Below are 17,641 nucleotides of genomic sequence, written 5' to 3'. Positions count from 1 at the left end.
TACCAGGAGCTCAGCATGTCCATCCAATCCTTACCACCCGCAGCAACGGACGCCGCCGCGGCGCCTTCTCCCGCCGTCCCAGCTGGGGCGCCGGCCTTTGTAGACCGCCGCAGCGGAACCTCAGGGGGCGCCGCCCGGGAGCGTCGCCAGTTCGCGAACAGCCACAGCGAGCTAAGCGCTGACGCGGCCGAACTCGCCCGCGCTATCGACGGCTACAAGCTGCAGCACCGCCGGCGGTTCATCAATGCTGACGAGCTGTTGGTGGTTGTGAAGTCATTAGGCTACGCCAAGCAGCAGTAGCCGCGACATATCAGCGAGCACCTCTCGGTCATGCTAGGCGGCGCCGCAGGGCGCCGCCTAGTGCTCCCGCACAATAACGTCCGATAATCCCCGTTATGTTCGGTTTGGGCCTGGTTCTGCCGGGAAAATGCCGCTGGTATACTAACCACGACGACTCCCCACCCGGCGGCCGCTCCGCCATCAAACCAGCGAGCAGGCGTACGTTGATTATCGGCCCAGTATTCTCCCGCGAAGCCCTGACCGCTCCACGGCGTGTCCGGTTCTACGCGGTCCCTTGCCTGTTCGTCGCGACGCTCTTGGGGCTGGCGCTCACGGCCTGGCAGGTGCTTGTTGGATCGCAAAACGTCACCAACCCAGGCGACCTGGCCAGGTTTGGCGCGGCCGCGTTTACGCTGCTCGCGCCGCTGCAACTCACGGTCTGCGTCCTTTTCTCCGCGCTGCTGGCGGCCGCGGCGGTTTCACAGGAGAAGGACCGCAAGACGCTCATCCTGCTGCTGCTCTCGGACCTGAGCAACTCAGAGCTGGTTGTCGGGAAGCTGCTGGCCAGCATGCTTACGGTGTTGATGGTGATCGCGGCCGGTGTGCCGTTTTTCATGCTCCTGACGCTGTTGGGCGGCGTCAACGGCGCTCAGGTCGCAAGGGTGACGGCTGTCACGGCGGTCGCAGCGCTGGCCGCTGGGAGCCTCGGGTCCACGGTGGCTTTGTGGCGTGAGAAGACCTTTCAGGCGTTGGCGATAACAGGCCTGGTGATCGTTCTGTGGCTTGTTGGGTGGGAGTTTGTGGCGGCGGGCGGCGTAGACGGCCTTGCGCCGCAAGCGGCCGCCTGGGCGGCTGTGCTGAGCCCGTGGCAGGCGATCCAGGTAGCCGTGCAACCCGCCTACGCCCAGCCCGGCGGTGAGAACTCCGTGACAGGTTTCGTGGCCGCGGGCGGCGCCGTGGTGTTGCTGCTCAACGCGGTTGCCGTGGCGATGGTGCGGGTGTGGAACCCGTCACGTGAGGCGCGTCCCACTGGCGCTGAAACGCAGGCCAACGACGACAGTTGGATCACCGATGACCAAGCGGCCGCCGACGAGCGTCGGCTGCAGTCGCACAAGGCGCCCGGGCGGCCAAGGCCGGTGTGGGACAACCCCATCCTGTGGCGTGAAGTTCGCACCTGGGCCTACGGCAAGAAGATCCTGGTTGTGAAGCTGGGCTACCTGTTCATCTTCGGCCTCGCCGCCTGCGGCGCGGCGGTGGCGACCGACAACGACGCGCCGCGCGCCGAGGCCGCGGTCTCGGCCTCAACCACGATGCTGGCGCCGCTGTTCGTGCTGAGCGTGGTGCTGGTGAACGCGTTGTCGGTGACGTCGCTTACCAACGAGCGGGACCTCAAAGCACTCGACCTCCTGCTGGCGACCGACCTTACGCCCAAAGAGCTAATCTTCGGCAAGCTGGGCGGCGTGCTCTACAACGCGAAGGAGATGATCCTGCTGCCGATGGCGCTGTGCGTCTACCTGTGGTGGACCGGCACCCTGAGCGGCGAGAACCTGGTGTTCCTGCTGATCGGGCTGGCGGTGGTCAACGCCTTTGCAGCGATGCTGGGGCTGCACGCCGGCATGATGTACCCCAACTCACGCCAGGCGATCGGCGCCAGCATCGGCACGCTGCTGTTCCTGTTCCTCGGGGTCACCACCTGCATGCGGATGATGCTGGCCTTGTCGCAGTCGTTCGAGTACCAGTTGGCGCCGTTCCTGGGATTCATGCTGGGGGGCGGCATCGCGCTGTTCGCGGCGCTGGGGTGGCGCAACCCCTCATCGGCGATGGGGCTGGCGTGCTTCACGGCGCCATTCGCTGTGTTCTACGCGATCGTGAGCTTCCTGCTGGGCAACTACGATTGGGGGTTCACCGCCACCGTCGCGACGTTCGGCTTCGCCACCATGGCGATGCTGGTGCCGGCGCTCTCGGAGTTCGACGTGGCTACCGGACGCACCACCGCCGGGGACGCCTAGGCCGGCGCCGTTCCACCGGCGGGCGGCCGCGGTGTATGCTGGTAGGGACAAGGCGAACGCCTCGCCCGACCGGGGCATTTCATATCATTCTTTGTGAGCGATTTGGCCAACCTCGCGCCCTACATCCCGCACCTGATCGCGATGTCGCTGCTGCTGGCGGCCAGCGCGTTTTTCTCTTGCAGCGAGGCCGCGCTCTTCTACCTGGGACGCGACGACCGAGAGCGGATGAAACGCGGCGCCTTGGGCGAACGCACCGCCGCGCGGCTCTTGGCGAACCCGGAACGGCTGCTCACGGCGATCCTGTTCTGGAACCTGTTGATCAACATGGCCTACTTCGCGTTGGCGTCGTTGGTTGCGATTGGCTTGAGCAACCGCGGCGCCAGCAGCGAGGCGTCCGCCCTCACGGTGATCGCCCTGTTCGCCGTGATCATCTTCAGCGAGATGCTGCCAAAGAACATCGGCGTGGTTTGGCCCGCTAGGCTCGCGACGCTGGTGAGCGTGCCGCTGAACGCCGCCGCGAAGGTGCTCGACCCGGTGGCGTGGGTGTTCGGCGCTGTGAGCCGCGGGTCTGCCCGCGTGTTGTTCCCCAGGTTCGAGCCGGAGCCTTACCTCGAGCTGGGCGACCTGGAACGGGCGATCAGCCTGTCGGGCGAGGACCGGCAGCTGATCGAGCAGGAGCAGAACGTGCTAAGCCGCATCGTCGCGTTGTCCAACACACGGATCGAGGAGATTATGCGCCCCCGGTTGCTGTACGAGGCGCTCCCCCCGCCGGTGTCGCGGTCTCAGCTGACCCCGCAGACCACCGCCAGCGGCTACCTCCTGATCACCGAGCCGGACAGCGAGGAGATCGCCGCCGTGATCGACGTGAACCGAGTGTCGCTGCTGGCGGGGGAGCAGATCGGCCAGCTCAGCTCCCCGGTGCTGCCCGTCCCCTGGTGCGCGAGCGTCGCGGACACGCTGGCCCGGCTGGACGCCGCCAAGCGGGACGTCGCGGCGGTGGTCAACGAGCTGGGCGAGACCATCGGGATCGTCACCCGCAACGACATCCTCGGAAGCGTGCTCCACGCCGAGGCGGCCCGCGACCGCGGCGCCGACCGGGTCGGCCGGATCCGCGCGATCGGCGACGGCCAGTGGGAGGTGACCGGCATGACTACGCTCCGCCGTCTGGCGAAGCAGCTGGGGTGCGACCTGCCCGCGGTCAAGGGGATCACGGTGGCGGGAATGCTGCAGGAGCAGCTCCACCGGCTGCCCGAGGAGGGGGACGAGGTAGAGTGGGCCGAGCACTTCTGGCGTGTGCTGACCGCCGACCACCCTACACTGCTGACCGCCTCGGTCCGCAAGGTTCTAACGCCCGACAGCCCTCCAACCGATTGAGCCAGAAAGGATCCTTCGCAAACCGCCATGTGGCTGGCCATCCTGCTATTCGCCGTTGGGCTGACGCTGAGCGCTTTCTTCAGCGGCTCGGAGACCGGTTTCTACCGGGTTGCGAGGGTGCGCGTCCTGATCGATGCGATGAGCGGCAGCAGGATCGCCAAGATGCTGCTGTGGGCCATCAATAACCCGGCGGCGTTTGTCGCCACGGCGCTCGTCGGCAACAACGTGGCGAACTACGTGGTGTCGTGCGCGACGGTGTTATTCGCACAGATCCTGATCCCCGGCGGCGGCGCGGCGTCCGAAATGGGTCTCACCATCGCCCTGGCGCCGGTGGTGTTCATCTACGGGGAGCTGCTGCCAAAGCAGCTGTTCTTCGCGGCGCCCAACCGGCTGCTGCGGGGCTGTGCGCCGGGGCTGTCGGTGGCGGCAGTGCTGTTCGCCCCCGTCAGCGCCGCGCTGTGGGTGGTGGGCTTCGTGCTGCAGCGGGTGGCGCGGGTGCCCTCCCAGGCGTTGCGGATGGAACTCGCCCGCCGCGAGCTGGGCGAGGTGCTCGACGAGGGGCACGCGGTGGGGCTGCTCTCGCCGGCGCAGCGGCGCCTCGCCCAGGGGACGTTCGCGGCCGCGGCCCGGTCGATCCGTGAATTCATGATCCCGGTGGCCAGGCTGCCCCAGGCGGACCCGTCGATGAACCGCCGGGAGCTGGTCCGGTTCGCGCGTCGACGCCAGCAGACGTTCGTCGTCCTCCGCGACGGCGCCGGCTACGTGCGGGTGCTCGACTGCCTGCTCGATCCCGAGGACCCGCGTTTGCCAATTCGCGAACTCCTTTCGACTCCCATCTCCCGGAACTTCCTCGCAACCCTGCTGAACATGCAGTCGGCCAACCGCGAGGTGGCCGCCGTCCGCGATCAACGCGACCGCATCGTCGGCTATGTCTTTGCCGAGCGGCTGCGCACAGCGCTGGCTGTCGATCAGGGGCCATAGAGCGGAGGGCTGCGGCGCCCCCCTGCCCCGCTCCCTAGACACCGCCCTGCCCTGCTCCACAATGGGGTCGGATCACGCGCCGCCGAGCACCCGCCTACCGATGAACGAAATCGTATCCGCCGACATCACCGGGCAGATGGTCCTGCTAGGCACCGGGACCAGCGTCGGCGTGCCGATGCTGGGGTGCGGCTGCGGCGTCTGCAGGTCGGCCGATTCAAAGAACAGACGGACGCGGTGCAGCGCGATTCTCGGTCTGCCGGAGGGGAATCTGCTGATCGACACCTCGCCCGACATGCGGCAGCAGCTATTGCGCGAGGGAGTGGGGCTGGTGCACGCGGTGCTCTACACGCACGAGCACGCCGACCACTTGTTTGGGCTCGACGACTTGCGGCTGATGCAGTTCTACCTGGACGGGCCGCTGCCGCTGCTGTGCGAGGAGATCGTCGAGCGGCGGATCCGCCGCTCGTTCGACTACGCGTTCGCCTCGCTCCCCAACCTGCACGCGGGGGCCACGCCCAAGGTAGAGTTTCGCCGTATCGGCCCGATCAACGACGGGCATGGCGCCTTCCAAGTGCTCGGCGCTGAGGTGACGGCGGTGCGCCAGAACCACGGACCCAACTTTGAAACGCTCGGGTTCCGGTTCGGCGGCGTCGCCTACTGCACGGACGTTTGCGCTATGGCGGACGAGTCTAAAGCTGTGCTCCGCGGCCTGGATGTGTTGATCCTGGACGCGCTGCGTCGCAAGCCGCACCCGACGCACTTTAGCCTCGATCAGGCGGTTGCCTTAGCGGAGGAGCTAGGCGCGCGGCAAACCTACTTCACCCACATGTCGCACGACCTGGAGCACGAAGCGACCAACGCCAGCCTGCCGGAGGGGATGCAGCTTGCCTACGACGGCCTGCGTATCCCGCTGACCTAGCGGGGGTAGATCAACGCCCGCTCACGGCGCTTCAGGAAATCATCGACGCCGCGACGGGACAGTTCACGCAGTTCCGGCAGCGAGGCGCCGTTCACCGTGGCGTCAAACACCGACTTGTTTATCAGCAGGCGGTTGAAGCGTTCGGACTGCCACTCTTCTGGGTAGAGCCGGCGGAGAGTGGATGCGACCGCCAGGCCCAGGTCGACCGACGGGAACACCTCGGCGTCGGTCACTATCAACCCGGCGCCGCCGCATCGGTCGCCTTCGTGCTTGCTGGCGTCGGGCGTGAAGTATCGCGGGATTGCCCTCACGCCCGGAACCCCGGCGGCGTTAATCGCGTCCGCAAACTCCCAGGGATCAATCCACGGAGCGCCGAGCAGCTCAAATGGCGTGTCGGTTCCGCGTCCTACGGAGATGTTGGTCGTTTCGAGCAGGCCGATCCCCGGGTACAGGATCGCGGCCCGCAGGCTCCGCATGTTGGGCGAAGGGTTGATCCAGAGCTGACCACTGCGGTCCTGGTTGCTGGAAGCATCCCAATCAGAGATGGGCACGACCACCAACTCGCCCTCGGCTTTCTGGTCGGTTGCGAACAGCTGCGCCAATTCGCCTACCGTCATGCCGTGACGGACTGGCAGCGGGTGGGTGCCAACGAACGACTCGCTGCCTTTGTCGAGCATCGGCCCCTCAACCGTGACCCCGTCGATCGGGTTGGGACGGTCGAGGACAATATACGTGAGTCCGGCCTCGTGTGCGGCCTGCATCGCCAGCCTCATGGTCGAGATGTACGTGTAAAACCGGCATCCGATGTCCTGGATGTCGAACACCAGGGCGTCTAGGTCCTGGAGCTGCTCGGGCGCGGGCTTGCGCCGCTCGCCGTACAGGCTGGCGATCGGCAGGCCAGTCTTCTCGTCCTTGGCGTCCTTGATCCCGCCGTGGTCCAGTACGCCGCTCGGCCCGTGCTCGGGGCTGAACAGCCTCACCAGTTCGACCCCTTCGGCGTCCGCCAGCAGGTCGATCGTACGCACGCCGCGGCTGTTGACGCCTGTGTGGTTGGTGATCAGCCCTACCCGCTTGCCCTGCAGGGTCTCGAACCCGTCGGCCTGCAGCTGATCAACGCCCAGTCGGACGCGGGCTTCGGCTTGATGCGGCGCCGCACTAGTGCTGGCGTCCGGTCGGATCGCGGCGCAGGCGATCGTGCTGATGCGGCCGATGAGGTCGTTGACCGAGCCGTCGTCGTCGGGGTGCAGGCGGTTGGAGAGGAAGATCACGAAGAGGTCGTTGCCGGGGTCGATCCACATCCCGGTGCCGGTGAAGCCCCCGTGACCGAAGGCCGAGTTGGACATCAGCTCTCCGCGGTTGCGGGAATAGACGCTGTTGGAGTCCCAGCCGAGCCCGCGGAGGTTGCCGTCGACGTCGCGGCCGCGGGTCATCTCTTCGACGGTCGCATTGCCAAGAATAGCCGCCCCGTCGAGCGCGCCGCCGGCGAGCATCATGCGAGCGTACCGTGACAGGTCCTCAGCGGTGCTGAACAGCCCCGCGTGGCCTGCGACGCCGCCCAGCAACGCCGCGCGGGGGTCGTGCACTTCGCCCACAATCCATCCGCCCTCAGGGCGCTTCGTGTGGGGGGCGGCGCGCTTCTGAAGCGACTCACCTGGCAGGTAGCCCGTTTCACTCATCCCGAGCGGGCGGTAGATCTCAGCGGCGGCAAACTCGTTGAGTGGCTTCCCGCTGATCTGCTCCACGATGCGTCCCAGAACCAGGAAGTTGACGTCGGAGTACTTGAACTCCGTGCCCGGCGTGACGACCGGCTTCAGCTGGTTGATGCGCTCCCACGCCAGCTCGGGCCCGTCCCGGTAGTCGGCCAGCGGGTTGTCGGGTATCAGCCCGCTGGCGTGCGTCAGCAGTTGTTCGATGGTGATCTCCCGCTTGCCGTTTTGACCGAACCCCGGAATAAAGTCCGCGGCCTTGTCACGCAGCCTAAGCTGTCCGCGTTCCAGCAGCCGCATGACGCTCGTCGCTGTGGCGACGGGCTTTGTCAGCGACGCCAGGTCGAACACCGTGTCGGTGGTCATCGCCGCCCGCTCCGGCTCAACCGAACGGTCTCCGAACGCCGCCAGGAACTCGATCCCCTGTCGATCGCCAATCGCGACGACGCAGCCCGGTAGTTCCCCTCTTTCTATAGCCTTTTCGACCAGCGGGCCGATGGCGTTAAAGGCCTGGCGGTCAAACTCCGAACCGACAGCTCTGGACGCGATCAAGCACGCCATTGTGACGAGCAGCAGGGCCCCAACCTGAAGGCCAGTGTGAAGTGCATGACGGGCTAGTTGCATCGCAGGGTACTCGGCAGGGAGGTTCGCTTTGCCCGGCAGGGGGCACTCAAGGCAAGACAACAGCGAGGGCCAAGGCCGGAGAGTCGGCCTTGGCCCGTGCTGGAAGGACTTGTGGCGATAGTTGGCAGTGGCCTCGATTAGTTGGCCAAGCGACGGCGGCGTGCGGCGGCGCCGGTGGCAAGCACACACAGCAATACCAGTCCCGCAGGCTCGGGCGCGGCTTGTGATGCCTCAGGGCCGGGGGCCGTGGCGCCAAAGTTCGCTACCCACTCGGCGTAGTCGCCGGAGTCGATCATGCCGTTGCCGTCTCCGTCGGCGCCCTCGCCTGGAGTCACCGTGTCCCCGAGGGTGTCACGCCAAACGGTATAGTCGGCAGCGTCGACGACGCCGTCGCCATTATAGTCGCCGATGAGGCCGCCGCCGGCTTCTACGTAGATGTCGTAGATCGGCGGGTTCAGCTTGTCGAAACGGTCGCCCTGGCTGGTAATGCCTTCTCGGTAACCGATGAAGAATGATCCCCGTTGGTCGATTCCGGTCGTGAAAGTGAAGGTCTGGTCGTCGAAGATTGCTTCGACATCGCCGGTGGTCGGGTCGTAGTCGACGGAGAGCCGGTACCAGCCAGCGTCGACTGCTGAAAGGTCGAGCGTCTCGATCACGTTCCACTCGGCGGCTTCGGCTGTCGCGTTGCCGCCAGCGCCAAACTCAACCAGCATCAGACGTGTGAAGTCCAACGCGTCGTCACCGGGGTTGTCGTACTGCTGGTAGACCCAGCCGATGCCGGTGCTGCCGTTCTGCAGCACGCTGCCCTCGACGAATATGCCACCGGACGGATCGGGGTGGCCAAAGAACGGGTCGGTCGAACCGATGCCGTAGGCGGTGGTTTCCCATTCTTCGTCGTTCGTGTCCACCGACACACCCAGAGGAGTGGTGTCAAAGTATGCGTAGATATCGTAGCTGTCCGCGGTCGACTTGCTGAACGCGGCATTGCCGCCGCCCGTCTCGTCCCACGCGACGATCGCGTTGCCGCCCTGGGGCGAAGCTGGGATTGCGCGAGGGTTGATCCCGGAGGCCACTGCTGGGTCAACGACTCGGGGCATCAAGAAGGACGCGTAGTAGTCGTCGGACAACGCCGAATTGATCGACGCTCCGTCGACATCGGGAACCTGATGCGCCGCTGCGTGCGGCAGGTTGTTCGACGCGCCCGGCGATAGCGGCAGCATGCCGAAGTCGATTCCGTTCTGGTTGGTGTCGACGCCGTCTCGGTAGCGTGACCACGAAATGCGTTCGTTGGGCGAGCTGGCGTTCATGGAGATCAGCTGCCCTTGGAACCCGCGGCCGATCTGCGCGAGCTGATCCGCAGAGATCGCAGACAGACCCGCGGTGCCCGTCCTAAATACCTCGTAGGCCACCGCGTCAACTAGGTTCGTCGTGTTGTCGCGTAGCTCGAGCATCTTGGGAGAAATGTCATCCCAGATGTTGTCTGGGAACGGGCTGAAGTCAACATTGCCAGCGGACCCGCCGCCGATGACGAAGTACTCGCCGGGATTCAGCATAAAGTTGGGGAGGGGGTCGACAAAGTCTTCTACGCCGGTGGAGAGGTCAACCTGCCCGACCGTCCAGTCCTGGAGATTCACCGCCGTATCGCCAGCGTTGTACAACTCGACAAACTCTCGGGTGTCGGGGTCGACCGAGCTGCTCCCGGCGGTCCGTTCTTCTTTGACCACTTCGTTGATGACGATCTGCGCCATGCCCGGCGTTGTGGCTAGGCAGGCGATGGCGGTCAGGGCGAGGGGCAAGCGGCGTCGCAGCGGAAGAGGGAGACGTACCTGTGGTGTCGCCATTGTTGTGAGCTCTCCAGTGTCGATGGTTCAGCCACGTGCGGCGCGGGAACGCCGGTGGCGGTGTTGAGACGTCGCCTGTTCCAACCGGTCCGCCGGTCTTCGGCGGCGCGCTGCCCCACGCGTCGCGTCGACCGGTCGTTGGCTACACTACCAGACTCCGGTTGCGTTTCCCCCAGGCATGCGCAATGCGAAGACACAACTGCGCATACGCGGTCGAGCAAGCGTCGCGGTCGCTCTGCGGTTCGGCTAGACTCGGAGCTAGTCGTGGCGCGCCGCCCAGGCCGTCGGAAGCGACTACCTCACAGGCGCGTCGAACACCCAGAACTGAATCTGCACGCAACCGATGCGTGTTGGGATGGGAGGACCCCCTAGACATGTGTAGGTGCTCTTCAAGCTCACGTCGTGCCTCACTGTTGGGCTCTGGCTCAGCGTCCGTACGCGGCTTTACTCTGGTCGAGCTGCTTGTGGTGATCGCCATCATCGGCATCCTGATCGCGCTGCTGCTGCCGGCCGTGCAATCGGCCCGCGAGGCCGCGCGTCGGATGCAGTGCAAGAACAGCATCAAGAACATGACGCTGGCGGTGATCAACTACGAGAACACCAACGGCGGCCTGCCTCCCTGCACTGACGCCGACCCCGGCGCGACGGCGCGGTTTGCGAATGTCGACCTGATCGAACCCTACCTGAGCTGGGCCGTGCGGGTGCTGCCCTACGTCGAAGAGCAGACGCTGGCCGATCAGTTTGATATGGACGCGCGGGCCGACAACCAGGACCTGACTCTGATGCCGGGCAGGAATCAGATTTCGCCGATGATGTGCCCCTCCGACGGCGCCACGGGCCGGCTCTATTCCCCCGACCGCCGCAACCCCGACCTTAGCTTCGGCAAGGGCAATATCGTCGCGTACGTGAGCCCGGAACATGTCAACGGCATGAGGGTTTACCCCGGCGCGTTGATCAACGAGGTGCACCCCCTGGCCCGATTCACCGACGGGACGTCCAACACGCTGATGCTCACCGAGGTGCGGACCCGCGACAACAGGAATGATCCCCGTGGCGTGTGGTCGGCCGCCTACTGCGGTGGGAGCATCATCAGCTACGACATGCACTCGAGCGAGGACCCGATCGGGACACTCAAGACCCGCAACTCGGACTACAACCCTTTTCGCAACGTGGACATCGACGCGTTTACCCCCAATGCCCGGCCCACGGGCAACAGCGATCGTCTGCGTGAGTGCCCGGACCGAGACGGCGCCGACCTGGAGCTGATGCCGTGCGACGCCGACAACGGCACCTGGACGGGCGCCTCGCCGCGCAGCATGCACCCCGGCGGCGTGAACGCCTCGCTCGTCGACGGCAGCGTGACCTGGTTGTCGGATGACATCGACCGCCACCTGATGGCCCGGATGATCAGCATCAACGACGGTCAGATGAACATCGAGGGCGAGCTGAGCGCCTCGGGCGGCCGCCGCCGAAACTAGACGCGCCACGCCAAAGAGTATTCCCGATATGAAGTCCGCTGTAGTGTTTGGTCTGGTTGGCGTGGGCGCGTTGTTGTTCGCGCTGAGCCTGTTCTGGACCTCGATATTTACGGGCCGCTCCACGTGGACGCCCGACAAGGCGGAGCAGTGGTCCGAAGTGAAGGACCGCCTGCACAACCTCAGCTTTATCGTCAACAGCCCGCAGCCCCCGCGGCGTCACGCGAGCCGAGAGGAAGCCCAGGCCGAGTATGACAAGGTCAAGGCGATGGCCGATCAGCTGCGCGCCGAGTTCGAGGGCGCCTACCACGGCCCCCGCAACACCGCCACCGTTCTCAAGTGGACCGGCGTCGGGTTCTTTGTGATGGGTGTGGTCGCCAACTTTGTGATGAAGAACCCGGATGAGTAGCGTGTTCCCGCGGGTTCTAGGGACGGCCCTGTTCTCCCTGGCGGTTCTTGCATCCTGCGCCGCGCCCTCGTCTGCGGAGATCGTCCTGACCGGCGACTTCGACCACGGGGCGTTGGCGTCGTGGTCGACCGGACGCCGGACGATCGAGCTCGTCGGCCGCGACAACTACTACGGTGGGGGCCGATGGCGGTGGCTCTACTTTCAGGCTACCGGCGTTCAGGGCGCGCTGCCCAGCTTCTCGATCAGCAGCAACTTCGCTGGCGACTCGACCCCCGGGCTCCACGAGCTTGAGGAGCACGAGATGGTCTTCTCATACGACGGCGAGTCCTGGGCGTTCTTCGACAAGAACCATCTGAGCGCGGACTCGTTCACATTCTCAAACAACACTCCGTTCTCCCAAGACTTGGTATACGTCGCCTACGCCATCCCCTATTCCTACGGGCGGTCGGTCGCCCATAGCGAAGCGGTGCTGCAATCGCCCTGGGCTTCTCCAACCGCGTCGGGGGCGGCGGCCGGCGTCATCGGCTCGTCGGCGGCCGGCGTGGACGACCTAGGCCGCACGGCGCCGGCGCGCGACCTCTTTGGGTATCGCATCACCAACCCGGACACCGATTCGCCAACCGAGTCGAAACGCAAGGTTGTCATCGCCAGCGGGCTGCACGCGGGCGAGCCGCTGGGCACGTGGGCCTATCAGGGAATGGTTGACTGGCTGCTTTCCGACGACCCGCGCGCCGCCTGGGTGCGGGACAATGTCGAGGTGTACGGCTACCCAGTGCTGAACCCGTCGGGGCGGTTCATGGGGACCAACCGCACCACGGTAGGCAACATCGGCCGCGACCCCAACGGGCTGTGGGACCCCAGCCGCTGGTCCAACAGCGCGTACGGTTGCGGGGGAGACGACTGCCAAGAAATCCGCGCAGCGGGAGAGGCGATGATGGCCGACGTCGCCGCTACCCCGGGTGGGGTGGACGCGTTCATTGACTTTCATTCCACCGTCCCCGACTACCAGATCGACAAGGTGAACGGCGTCCCGGACGACTTCGCCTTTATCAACTCCGACGACCTGGGCGCCGATTGGTGGGAAGAGCTCCGCCAGCTTCAGCCAAACGTGCTTGAAGAGGTGTCAGGCGGCGGGAGCTACACCACCGCCGGGTTTGCCAGGCGGTTGTTAGGCGCTGAGGTAGAGATAACCTTCGAGACCCAGTTCAGCTGGGAGCGGAACACCGACTACTACCTCGGCCTGGGCGCCAACTTTGGGCTTTCGTTCTACAACGCCTGGGCGCCCCGACTGCCCGGCGACTTCAACGCGGACGGGGCCGTCGACGCGGCCGACTACACGCTGTGGCGGGACACGGTTGGAGATGTCGGCGCAGGCCTCTTGGCCGACGCCAACGGGGACCAGATGATCGACTCTCAGGACTACCAGATCTGGCGGGACGCCTACGGCGCCCAGCCTGCGGGTGAGAGCACGTCGATTCCTGAGCCGGCCGCGACGCTGCTCGCACTGGCGTCCGCGTGCGCGTCGTCATGGGGCAGACGCTCTAGCTCTCTTGCCCGTCGCGGCTAGTCCGCTCAGGCGGTGCGAGCCGCCCGCTCATCAGGTCAAAGAGCAGCTCACGCAGCACCGACGTCGGGATCGCGTAGGTCTCTGTCCGCCCTGCCCTGGCGATGTTGAAACCGACAACCTGACCGTCCAGATTCACAACCGGGCCACCGCACTTGTCGGCGGGCAACACCGTGTCGTGCTGTAGCGCAGAGGGGAATCCGAACCGACGCTGACTCAGTTCGCTGCCGAGGTTGTTCTGGTAGTCGCTGCGATTGGGGCCGATGATTGTCGATCGGCCCGAGAGCATCGCCTTGAGCCGCAGCTGCTTGCCGCCGCGTTGGACGCCCACGATGATCTCGTCGCCCGGGCTGTAGCTCTGAACCTCGCGGATCAGGTCGCTCCGGTTCCCGGTGGGTTTGTCGTTAACGCTGAGAAGGATGTCGTTCACCAGGATGCCCGCCTCCTCGGCGCCCGAGTCGGGGAACACCTTGGCGACCATGGCGCCGTCGCGCGACTCTTCGAGCTGAACCCCCAGCACGCCCTCCTGGTGGGGGATCTCTCGGGGGGACACGCTCAGCACACCCACCGCCATGGGCTCCTTGCCGCCTCCGACTGTGGCCAGCCAATCTCCGTCGCGTGCGTCCGCCTCCTGATTCAGCGCCAAGGTTTCGAGTCCGACCGCGTCGATCTTCAGCATCGCGAGGTCGTAACTGCGGTCAACGCCGACAACCTTACCCTCTAGCTCCCGCCCATCGGGCAGACGCACCGTGGGCTCGCCCGTGAGCTGCGTCGCCTTGGTGAGCACCCAGCCGTCTGGGCCAACCACGCCGCCAAACGCAACCACTTTATCGTCGCACAGCACACGCACCACGCATCGCCGGGCGTCGGCCACCGCGTCCTTGAACGCGGCCCGGACCTGCGGGCCATCGGTCAGCCGGTAGTTTGGGATCCAGATCCGCTCCAGCGCGTCCTGGAACATGTCCCGCGCTTGATCGAGCGATGGCACCGGTGACGGAGCTTGCTCTTCCTGGCAATGTGCGTGATTGGCTGTCAGGGCGACAGCGGCTGCGACGAGCCAAGTCAGGTAGGCGTTGGGCTTCATGCGGGGGCTCCTGTTAGGAATCCGATTCCAGCGGGGGGGCGCCGGGGAAATCGACCGACGCGATTCCGAGTCTCACCTCGAACTCGAGCCGTTTGCCGTCTCGTTCGACTTCCACCTTCACCTTGGCGCCCGGCTTCTGGCTCCCGACTAGCAGGCCGAACTGCGAGAAGGACTCGACCTCTTCGCCATCGAAGCGGGTGACGATATCGCCTTCTTTCAAGCCGGCTCGCGCGGCGGCCAGACCCTCGTAGACCTGAGTCAGGCGGCACGGACCGCGGAGCGAGTTGCCGGCCACTCCCAGGAACGCCCGATGGCGGGCGGGTTCGGAGGCGCCTAATCCGCCTCCCCACATCTGACCTCCCGCCAGGCGGTCCCAAGTTGTGTGGTACTGGTCGATAGGCACGTGGTAGTTGCTAACGATCCGCCGGCCGATCCGGCTGTGGATGCCGACCACCTGGCCTTTCAGGTTAAACAGGGGGCCGCCGCTGTCACCGCCCACCAGTGTGACGTCGGTGCACAGCGTGCTGTCATCTTGGAACAGGACGCGTCCCAGACGCACTGGCGGCGCCCGGTCCCGAAAGAAACCGTTCGGCTGACCGAGCCCGACCACCCAGTCGCCGGGCGATATCGAACCGGCCGGCGCCATCGGCACGTAGGGCCATGGCCCCTTGTCGGTGATCTTCATCATGCCACTGTCGATCGAGCTGTTGACGCCCAGTGTTATTCCCCGTGCGCGGCGGCCGTCGGCAAACAGGAAGACTACCCGCTTGTTGGGCTCCATCGCGACGTGTCCAGCAGTTAGCGCCAGCCCATCTTCGCTGACGATGACTGCGCTGCCGATCGAGCCGCCCACCTGCACGCCTACGGTTGCCGGTCGGGCGTACTCAACCACCGAGCGGACCTGCTTCTGGATGAGCCGCAGGTCCTCAAGGTTCTTTGGGGATCTGGCCTTACTGACCGCTTCGATCTCGGAAGTCCAGGGAACAGCCTGCCGCGTGACGGGCGGCTGCTCCGGTGCATCACCCTTTTCACCTTGATCCGCGGTCTCAACCGCAGCGGAGTCGTCCTCCGTCTCATGGGTTGACTGGTCGTCGTCTTGAGGCGCGTCACTTGGGGGGGGGGGCTGCTGCTCCGCTGACTGTTCGTCAGGGGCTTTGGAGTCGCCCTCCTGCTGAGCACCCTCGCTCTCCGGCGCTTCCGTACCTTCGGCAGGGCTGGACGGCGGCGCCGCAGCGTCGGGTGACGCCTCGGCGGCGGGTGGCTGGGCGGGCGTCCGGTTGGTTGCGACGAATAGCAGAAGCAGAGCGGCTAGGCTGGTGCAAACCCGAGCTCCGAACCGATTACTGTACATACGCTATTGACCGTGTACGCGTGTCTAGCATAAGCTGGCTTAGCAGGCGAAGCCATCTTCAACTTGGGAGGGCTACCCGATTGTAGCTCTTCGGGAACCTCGCCGCTGCGGGTTAGCCCGTGGAAACGCCGAGCGGCCCGCTGGACGGGTTGCTGGTTGAGGTGGGTGTCGGCCGCCCTTGGTGCGGCCCGCCGTGGCTGCGCAGGGCTGGATTCTACGCATTTCGGAGGCTTTTTTCATGTCGCTGGAGCAGCTAACTCCCCGCCAGCGGGAGGTGTTCGATTTTATCCGCGGCCTGATTCAGAACCGGGGTTACGGCCCGACAGTTCGCGAGATTGGCGAACATTTCTCCATCAACTCGCCCAACGGCGTGATGTGCCACCTCAAGGCATTGGAGAAAAAGGGGCTGATCACCCGCGAGCCGAACATGTCGCGGGCGATTCAGCTGACCGATGCAAGCCGCGAGGAGGAAGGCATTCCGCTGGTTGGTCAGGTTGCCGCGGGTAGCCTCACCGAAGCGATCGAGCAGGCAGAGCGGTTTAGCTTCGAAGAGTGGTTCCCGGCGAAGAAGAACCAGTTTGCCCTACGGGTGCGTGGTGACTCGATGATCGAGGCCCAGATCGCCGACGGCGACGTCGTGATCGTGCGACGCACCAAGACCGCCCACAAGGGCGATATCGTCGTCGCAATCACCGACGATGGCGAGGCGACCCTTAAGTACTGGTTCCCCGAATCGAACCGCATCCGCCTGCAACCCGCCAACTCGAGCATGCAGCCGATTTACAGCCGCACGGCGCAGGTGCTCGGAGTGGTCACGGGGGTCGTCCGCCAGGTGGGGTGAGCGTGGTCTCGGTAGTCGACCGCCGGCAAGAAGGCTAGGATTTAGCCCTTTCTGAGCTGCCGCGGACCCCACGAGGCCCCCCTTGGTCGTTGCCCTGCTGATTCTCTCTGGTCTGGTCGGACTGATAGCCGGTGGGGAGTTGCTTGTGCGGGGGGCGTCGTCGCTAGCTGCGGCGGCGAGCGTGTCGCCGCTGGTCATCGGACTGACCGTCGTCGCGTTCGGCACCAGCGCGCCGGAACTGGCTGTCTCGGTCCAGGCCTGTCTCAATGGCAGCACCGACCTGGCCATTGGAAACGCCGTCGGCAGCAACCTTTCAAATGTGCTGCTGATCCTCGGGTTCTCCGCCATCTTCTTCCCGCTCGCCGTGCAGGCGCGGCTGTTCAAGCTCGATTTTCCGGTGATGCTCGCCGCGGCGGTAGCGTTGCTCGTAATCGGCTGGGACGGTTCTCTGAGTCGGCTGGACGGCGTGCTGATGACGCTCGCTATGTGCGGCTACTTCTACTGGACCATCAAGCAGGGTCGGAAGGAGAGTCGACAGCTCGCCGAAGAGTTCGAAGACATCATCCCCGATGGCGACCCGACAACTTGGAAGTCAATCTGCATCAGCCTGGCGCAGGTGGCGATTGGGCTCGTGCTGCTGGTCGGCGGATCGAACCTGCTTGTGGACGGCTGCGTGCGGCTGGCGGAATGGTTCGGCGTTAGCGAGCTAGTGATCGGGCTTACGGTGGTCGCGATCGGTACGTCGATGCCGGAACTCGTCACCTCGCTGGTGGCCGCGATGCGGGGCCACCGCGACTTGGCGGTCGGCAACGTTGTTGGGAGCAACATCCTCAATGTGTTAGCGGTACTGGGGATCTCGGCGCTGGTTGCTCCTGAGGGGGTGGCGGTCAGCACCCGCGCCCTGCAGTTCGACATCCCGGTGATGGCGGCGGTGTCGTTCGCCTGCCTCCCGGTGTTCATGAGCGGCCACTCGATCTCGCGGATCGAAGGGCTGGCGATGTTCTTCTTGTTCGTGGCGTACACCGCATACATCGCCTGGGCTGCAGCCAACTCGATCGAACCCGGGCTGTTCGAGGCCGCGTGCTTCTGCCTGCCGCTGCTAGCGGCTGCGTTTGCTGTCGGGCTGTTGGGACGCCGCACGGCCAGCTAGCACGTCGCTGCTTGCACTCAGATTCCGGCAAGCT

14 protein-coding genes are annotated in these 17,641 nt (G+C 65.4%); 10 read left to right on the top strand and 4 right to left on the bottom strand.

Going from position 1 to position 17,641, the window contains the following annotated elements; translation table 11 throughout:
* Positions 1-15: 15 nt before the first annotated feature.
* The 5 genes from KOR34_RS05235 (at position 16) to KOR34_RS05215 (ending at position 5,562) form a co-directional block, all read left to right on the top strand.
* Complete coding sequence (locus KOR34_RS05235) at positions 16-300, top strand: hypothetical protein (protein WP_146562843.1); 285 nt, start codon at positions 16-18, stop codon at positions 298-300.
* A gap of 203 nt (positions 301-503) precedes the next feature.
* Positions 504-2,288 (top strand): ABC transporter permease subunit, encoded by a 1,785-nt coding sequence (locus tag KOR34_RS05230; RefSeq protein WP_146562841.1) that lies wholly within the window; start codon positions 504-506, stop codon positions 2,286-2,288.
* Positions 2,289-2,381: 93 nt separating this feature from the next.
* Complete coding sequence (locus tag KOR34_RS05225) at positions 2,382-3,662, top strand: CNNM domain-containing protein (RefSeq protein WP_146562839.1); 1,281 nt, start codon at positions 2,382-2,384, stop codon at positions 3,660-3,662.
* Between the two features lie 27 nt (positions 3,663-3,689).
* On the top strand, positions 3,690-4,643 hold the full coding sequence (locus KOR34_RS05220) for a CNNM domain-containing protein (protein ID WP_146562837.1): 954 nt from the start codon (positions 3,690-3,692) through the stop codon (positions 4,641-4,643).
* Between the two features lie 100 nt (positions 4,644-4,743).
* Positions 4,744-5,562, top strand: a complete 819-nt coding sequence (locus KOR34_RS05215; protein ID WP_146562835.1) for an MBL fold metallo-hydrolase — start codon at positions 4,744-4,746, stop codon at positions 5,560-5,562.
* Here KOR34_RS05215 and KOR34_RS27085 read toward each other — a convergent pair.
* Both KOR34_RS27085 and KOR34_RS05205 read right to left on the bottom strand, forming a co-directional pair.
* The gene (locus KOR34_RS27085) at positions 5,559-7,829 is read right to left on the bottom strand and encodes an exo-beta-N-acetylmuramidase NamZ domain-containing protein (protein WP_228714516.1); all 2,271 of its coding nucleotides are present in this window, start codon (positions 7,827-7,829) and stop codon (positions 5,559-5,561) included. The two genes, KOR34_RS05215 and KOR34_RS27085, sit on opposite strands and share 4 nt — an antisense overlap.
* 200 nt (positions 7,830-8,029) lie before the next feature.
* Positions 8,030-9,688 (bottom strand): lamin tail domain-containing protein, encoded by a 1,659-nt coding sequence (locus KOR34_RS05205; protein ID WP_197531161.1) that lies wholly within the window; start codon positions 9,686-9,688, stop codon positions 8,030-8,032.
* A 458-nt stretch (positions 9,689-10,146) separates the two neighbouring features.
* On the opposite strand from KOR34_RS05205, the gene KOR34_RS05200 reads away from it, so the two are divergent.
* From KOR34_RS05200 to KOR34_RS05190, 3 genes are read left to right on the top strand one after another with little or no spacing between them, the layout of a single operon-like run.
* A complete protein-coding gene (locus KOR34_RS05200) occupies positions 10,147-11,211 on the top strand; it encodes a DUF1559 domain-containing protein (protein WP_197531160.1) in 1,065 nt (354 codons plus the stop codon).
* Between the two features lie 28 nt (positions 11,212-11,239).
* Entirely contained in the window at positions 11,240-11,617 is a 378-nt protein-coding gene (locus KOR34_RS05195) for a hypothetical protein (RefSeq protein WP_146562828.1), read from the top strand.
* On the top strand, positions 11,610-13,184 hold the full coding sequence (locus tag KOR34_RS05190) for a M14 family zinc carboxypeptidase (RefSeq protein WP_146562826.1): 1,575 nt from the start codon (positions 11,610-11,612) through the stop codon (positions 13,182-13,184). The genes KOR34_RS05195 and KOR34_RS05190 overlap by 8 nt, the downstream gene beginning before the upstream one ends.
* Here the strand turns inward: KOR34_RS05190 and KOR34_RS05185 are convergent.
* Entirely contained in the window at positions 13,159-14,265 is a 1,107-nt protein-coding gene (locus tag KOR34_RS05185; RefSeq protein WP_146562824.1) for a S1C family serine protease, read from the bottom strand. The two genes, KOR34_RS05190 and KOR34_RS05185, sit on opposite strands and share 26 nt — an antisense overlap.
* A 13-nt stretch (positions 14,266-14,278) precedes the next feature.
* Positions 14,279-15,616, bottom strand: a complete 1,338-nt coding sequence (locus tag KOR34_RS05180) for a S1C family serine protease (protein WP_146562822.1) — start codon at positions 15,614-15,616, stop codon at positions 14,279-14,281.
* 193 nt (positions 15,617-15,809) lie between these two features.
* Between KOR34_RS05180 and lexA the strand changes: the two genes are divergently transcribed.
* Complete coding sequence (lexA, locus tag KOR34_RS05175) at positions 15,810-16,457, top strand: transcriptional repressor LexA (RefSeq protein WP_228714515.1); 648 nt, start codon at positions 15,810-15,812, stop codon at positions 16,455-16,457.
* Between the two features lie 82 nt (positions 16,458-16,539).
* A complete protein-coding gene (locus tag KOR34_RS05170; RefSeq protein WP_146562820.1) occupies positions 16,540-17,607 on the top strand; it encodes a calcium/sodium antiporter in 1,068 nt (355 codons plus the stop codon).
* Positions 17,608-17,641 lie beyond the last annotated feature (34 nt).

Origin of the sequence: Posidoniimonas corsicana (assembly GCF_007859765.1) — a bacterium.
Classification (GTDB): Bacteria; Planctomycetota; Planctomycetia; order Pirellulales; family Lacipirellulaceae; genus Posidoniimonas; species Posidoniimonas corsicana.
This window is presented reverse-complemented; position numbering and strand designations above follow the sequence as displayed.

Excerpts from the sequence above, each read along its gene's own strand:
- KOR34_RS05235 (WP_146562843.1), top strand. The coding sequence starts at position 16 with ATGTCCATCCAATCCTTACCACCCGCAGCAACGGACGCCGCCGCGGCG.
- KOR34_RS05220 (WP_146562837.1), top strand. The coding sequence starts at position 3,690 with ATGTGGCTGGCCATCCTGCTATTCGCCGTTGGGCTGACGCTGAGCGCT.
- KOR34_RS05215 (WP_146562835.1), top strand. The coding sequence starts at position 4,744 with ATGAACGAAATCGTATCCGCCGACATCACCGGGCAGATGGTCCTGCTA.
- KOR34_RS27085 (WP_228714516.1), bottom strand. The coding sequence starts at position 7,829 with ATGGCGTGCTTGATCGCGTCCAGAGCTGTCGGTTCGGAGTTTGACCGC.
- KOR34_RS05195 (WP_146562828.1), top strand. The coding sequence starts at position 11,240 with ATGAAGTCCGCTGTAGTGTTTGGTCTGGTTGGCGTGGGCGCGTTGTTG.
- KOR34_RS05190 (WP_146562826.1), top strand. The coding sequence starts at position 11,610 with ATGAGTAGCGTGTTCCCGCGGGTTCTAGGGACGGCCCTGTTCTCCCTG.
- KOR34_RS05185 (WP_146562824.1), bottom strand. The coding sequence starts at position 14,265 with ATGAAGCCCAACGCCTACCTGACTTGGCTCGTCGCAGCCGCTGTCGCC.
- KOR34_RS05180 (WP_146562822.1), bottom strand. The coding sequence starts at position 15,616 with ATGTACAGTAATCGGTTCGGAGCTCGGGTTTGCACCAGCCTAGCCGCT.